1 pseudogene is annotated in these 443 nt (G+C 59.6%); it reads right to left on the reverse strand.

The window, feature by feature from the left end:
* Window positions 1–17: 17 nt before the first annotated feature.
* A pseudogene (locus FMN63_RS27690) lies at window positions 18–443 on the reverse strand (molybdopterin-dependent oxidoreductase); the annotation flags it as partial.

The raw sequence follows: 443 nt of genomic DNA on the forward strand, positions 1-443 counted from the left end.
ACCGTTGGTCCGTGTCAGACGCGCGCCTGGTTGTCTACCGCCAGCATACCCAGCGATCGCACAAATTTTTGCGTTAGCATGCCGGTCTCATTGCTTGCCGCCGAGGCGCACAGCATGCCGGTGGAAAGCCAGCGGTTAACCGTCACGCCCTGTTCGTTCTTTTCAATAAAGTTGGCGTCGCGGTCGGCTTTCATCAGTCGGGCGATGCGGTTAAAGGCTTCATCCCACGAGATGCGCTGCCATTTATCCGAGCCCGGGGCGCGGTATTGCGGATAACGCAGACGGTTTTCGCTGTGGACATAGTCCAGCAGGCCTGCCCCTTTCGGGCACAGCGCGCCGCGGCTCACCGGATGGTCCGGGTCCCCTTCGATATGGTAGATCGCTTCTTTGGCGTTTTTCGCACCGTCGCCGAGGCTATACATTAATAGCCCGCAGCCCACGGA

The organism is Stappia sp. BW2 (genome assembly GCF_008107695.1).
Classification (GTDB): domain Bacteria; phylum Pseudomonadota; class Alphaproteobacteria; order Rhizobiales; family Stappiaceae; genus Roseibium.